This is a genomic window from Stenotrophomonas sp. (assembly GCF_032103445.1).
Lineage (GTDB): Bacteria > Pseudomonadota > Gammaproteobacteria > Xanthomonadales > Xanthomonadaceae > Stenotrophomonas.
Genome location: NZ_DAMDFR010000137.1, coordinates 1 through 3,612, shown reverse-complemented (window position 1 = coordinate 3,612; position 3,612 = coordinate 1). Strand labels below are relative to the sequence as shown.

General features: G+C 65.6%; 4 protein-coding genes. 1 reads left to right on the top strand and 3 read right to left on the bottom strand.

Translation table 11 applies throughout. From position 1 onward, the window contains the following. Positions 1 to 166: 166 nt before the first annotated feature. From RT551_RS21420 to RT551_RS21410, 3 genes are all read right to left on the bottom strand, one after another. Positions 167 to 1,531 (bottom strand): TolC family outer membrane protein, encoded by a 1,365-nt coding sequence (locus RT551_RS21420; protein ID WP_313462221.1) that lies wholly within the window; start codon positions 1,529 to 1,531, stop codon positions 167 to 169. A 16-nt stretch (positions 1,532 to 1,547) separates the two neighbouring features. Then, positions 1,548 to 2,195, bottom strand: coding sequence for a protein-L-isoaspartate O-methyltransferase (locus RT551_RS21415; RefSeq protein WP_313462219.1), 648 nt, complete (start codon positions 2,193 to 2,195; stop codon positions 1,548 to 1,550). A 144-nt stretch (positions 2,196 to 2,339) separates the two neighbouring features. Next, positions 2,340 to 3,005 carry a TetR/AcrR family transcriptional regulator gene (locus RT551_RS21410; protein ID WP_313462217.1) on the bottom strand — a complete coding sequence of 222 codons (666 nt, stop codon included), beginning with the start codon at positions 3,003 to 3,005 and terminating at the stop codon, positions 2,340 to 2,342. 126 nt (positions 3,006 to 3,131) lie between these two features. Here RT551_RS21410 and RT551_RS21405 point away from each other — a divergent pair. Beyond that, a partial coding sequence (locus RT551_RS21405) for a biotin/lipoyl-binding protein (RefSeq protein ID WP_313462215.1) occupies positions 3,132 to 3,612 on the top strand: 481 nt, incomplete at its 3' end.

The following is a 3,612-nucleotide window of genomic DNA, read 5'->3' as shown; positions in this document are numbered from 1 at the left end:
CATGCCCTAGCCGCATGTCCAGCTTTTGGGGGTCACCTCACCTGCGTGGCTGATCATGCGTCCGGCACCGCGCAGCCACGCAGGGCGTGGCTCTACGGCGGGGGCGTTCACCAACAAAAAACGCCACCCTTTCGGGTGGCGTTTTCGTTCCAGCGTTACACCGCGATCAGTTGTTGACCGTGGTGCTCGGCGTGGCGGCCTGCTGGGTCAGCAGACGGTTGATGTCCTGCAGTTCGGCGATGTCGAGCACGCCGACCGCCTGGCCCAGCTGCAGGCGGCGCTGCAGGAAGCTGTAGCGGGCGTTGGCGTATTCCAGCTGCGCCGAGAACAGGATGCGCTGGTTCTGGATCACGTCCAGCACGGTACGGGTACCCACTTCCAGGCCGACCTGCGAAGCGTCGTACGCGCTCTGCGCGGAGACCACGGCCAGACGACGGGCTTCCACTTCGCTGATGCCGGCCACCAGCGACTGGTAGGCGTTGCGGGTGTTGCGGTCGAGGGCGCGCTTCTGCTGCTCGTAGCCGTCCTGGGCGATGTCGCGCTGGGCCAGGGCCTGGCGCACGCCGGACTGGGTGGCACCGCCGGAGAAGATCGGCACGCTCAGGGTCAGACCGATGCTGTTGGTGCGCTGGTCCGGGCTGAAGTTGCTGCCCGAACCGACCACGTCACCCCAGCTGGCCGACTTTCCGGCGCTGGCACCCAGCGACAGGGTCGGATAGTGCGCACCGCGTGCAGCCGACACCGACGATTCAGCCGCGCTGACCTTCAGTTCCGACGCCTTCAATGCCGGGTTCTGTTCGACGGCCTTGGTCACCAGCGCATCCACCGTGGCGTACTGGGCCGGCAGTTCCGGACGGAAATCTTCCGGCAGTGCCTTCAGGTCGGTGACCGGCTGGCCGGTCAGTTCGGTCAGCGCCTGGTAGGCGTCGGCCAGGGTGTTCTGCGCAATGATCGTGTTGGCACGGGCCTGGTCGTACTGCGCGCGGGCTTCGTGCACGTCGGTGATCGGGGCCAGGCCCACTTCCAGGCGCTTGTCCGCGAAGTCGAACTGCTTCTTGGCAGCGGCTTCGTTGGTCTGCGCGGCCGACAGCGACTCGATGCCCACCAGCACGTTGAAGTACGCGGCCGAGGTACGCACGATCAGGTCGTCGTTGGCCGAGTCCAGGGTGAAGTCCGCGGCCTTGCTCAGTTCGCGCTGCGAACGCAGGTTCGAGAACTGGGTCCAGTTGAACAGAGTCTGCGAACCCTCCACCGTGTAGTTGCGGCTCTTGGTGGTGAACGAGGTGGTGTCCACGTCGTGGTTCGGCGTGGTGCGGTTGCGACCCAGCGTGGCCTGGCCGTTGATCTGCGGCAGCAGCGCGGCACGGGCCTGGACGGCACCTTCCTTGTCGAACAGACGGGTGGACTCTGCCGCGGCCAGCTGCGGATCGCCGTTGCGCGCCATTTCATAGACCTGCAGCAGGTCGGCGGCAGAGGCGGTCATCGGCAGCAGTGCGGCGGCCAGCGCAAGTGCGAGGGATCGGCGGATCATTGCGGCTTCCTTGGACTCAGAGTTGGAACTGGGGTGCCGGGGCGGCACCGCGCAGGTATTCAATATCGGTTTCAAACAGCGATTCGATGCTGCCGTCGGCCTTCACCAGCACCGCTTCCATCACCGGCGAGGTACCGCGGATCACGAACAGGCGACCACCCGGACGCAGCAGCGAGACGAAATGTGACGGAATGGTATCGACAGCCGCGGTCACCACGACGACATCAAACTTACGTTCGGTGGTCCAGTTCAGGGCATCAGCGGTTTCAATGCGCACGTTGTTACCCAGCTTGGCGGCATCCAGATTCGCGCGCGCGCTGGCGGCCAGCTCCGGCTGGATTTCCAGGCTCAGTACTTCGCGGGCCAGCGCGCCGATGCAGGCGCTGAGGTAGCCGCTGCCGGTGCCGATTTCCAGCACTTCGTCGCCCGGCTGCAGATCCAGCGCCTGCAGGGTGCGGCCTTCAATCACCGGCTTCATCATCTTGTGGCCGAAGCCGAGCGGCAGTTCCACGTCGGTGTAGGCCAGCTTCTGGTGCGCTTCAGCGACGAACGCCTCCCGCGGCAGGCGTGCCAGAACGTCGAGCACACGGATGTCCAGCACGTCCCAGGGACGGATCTGCTGTTCAACCATCAGTTCGCGGGCGTGGGCGTAATCGATCGTCATGAGGTTCTAATCCAGCGCAGTGGGCCGGCCATTTTACCGGTGCCGGGAGCCGGCGGCGCGATCAAAGCATCGCTGCCGACATGTGGGAGACGCAGTGCCGGAAGTCACCGCGACCTCCGGTCCATTCAGGTTGTGAAAACGAGCCTAGCGGCGGGTAGCGTACGCCCTCAGGAAGAAGTCGACGCTGGCGTGCACATGGGCGTCGGCGTCGCATTCGGCCGGGGCCGGGCGCATGCCGCACATCATATGCGTATGCAGCTCGCCCTTGATCAGGGTGAAGAACTGCAGGGCTGCCGTCTGGAAGTCGGAAATCTCCAGTTCGCCGCGGGCGGTACGGCCGCGCAGGAACTCGGCCAGGGCCGCGCTGGTGCGCTGCGGGCCGGCCACCCAGAACATCTCGCGGATCCGGTCGTCGGTATCCGGGGCCATCATCACCCGCTGCACGGCGACCGCCGCCGGCGAGGTGATCATCGCGAAGAAGGCGCGGCCAATGCCCAGCAACTGTTCACGCAGCGGCCCTTCCGCATCCGTTACAAACAGGGCGTCGGGCAGCATTTCCATGCAGGTGGACTGCACAGCTTCGGTGAAAAGCGTCTCTTTGTCGCCGAAATGGCTGTAAACGGTCAGCTTGGACACACCCGCTTGGGCGGCAATGCTGTCCATGCTGACGCCGGTGTAGCCCTGCTCGACGAACAGCGCCTTGGCCGCGTCGAGGATCGCCGCCCGCTTGCCCAGGTCCTTCGGACGTCCGGGTCCGGCGGCCTTGGCAGAGGGCTTGGGCGGCGCAGAGGTAGAGGTCGGATCGGTCATTGATTGAATACTAGACCAATCGGTTCGATATTTATACTATACCGATCGGTTCAATAATTTCGATGCCGATATAGAGTGTCTCGTCGGTGTCGCTTTCTTCCGGTTTTCGACAAGGTCCAGGACCTCATGAACAACGTGCGATGGATGAGCGGTGGCCTGCTGGCAGTGATGCTGGCAGCGTGTGGCAAGCAGGACGCGGAACCGCCGGCACCGCTGCCGGTGCTCGTCGTGCAGCCGGGTACGGTGGCCGGCCAGGAACTGGCGGCCTACCCGGGCGAGGTGCATGCGCGTGAGGAAAGCCCGCTGTCGTTCCAGGTCGGTGGGCACCTGATCCGCCGCCATGTCGATGCCGGCCAGCGCGTGCGCAAGGGCGACGTGCTGGCCGAACTGGACGTGTCTGACTATGCCGCCCAGGCCAGCGCCAGCCAGGCCCAGCTGGCCGCTGCCGAAGCCGACCTGGTGCGCGCCCGCGATGACCAGAGGCGCTACGCCAAGCTGGCTGAGCAGCAGCTGGTCAGCCAGTCCACGCTGGACGCGCAGACCGCCGCCTTCAAGGCCGCGCAGGGCCAGGCCAATGCCGCCCGCGCCAACCTGGCCGTGGCCCGCA

Coding starts and splice junctions, on each gene's coding strand:
- RT551_RS21415 (WP_313462219.1), bottom strand. CDS start 2,195: ATGACGATCGATTACGCCCACGCCCGCGAACTGATGGTTGAACAGCAG.
- RT551_RS21410 (WP_313462217.1), bottom strand. CDS start 3,005: ATGACCGATCCGACCTCTACCTCTGCGCCGCCCAAGCCCTCTGCCAAG.
- RT551_RS21420 (WP_313462221.1), bottom strand. CDS start 1,531: ATGATCCGCCGATCCCTCGCACTTGCGCTGGCCGCCGCACTGCTGCCG.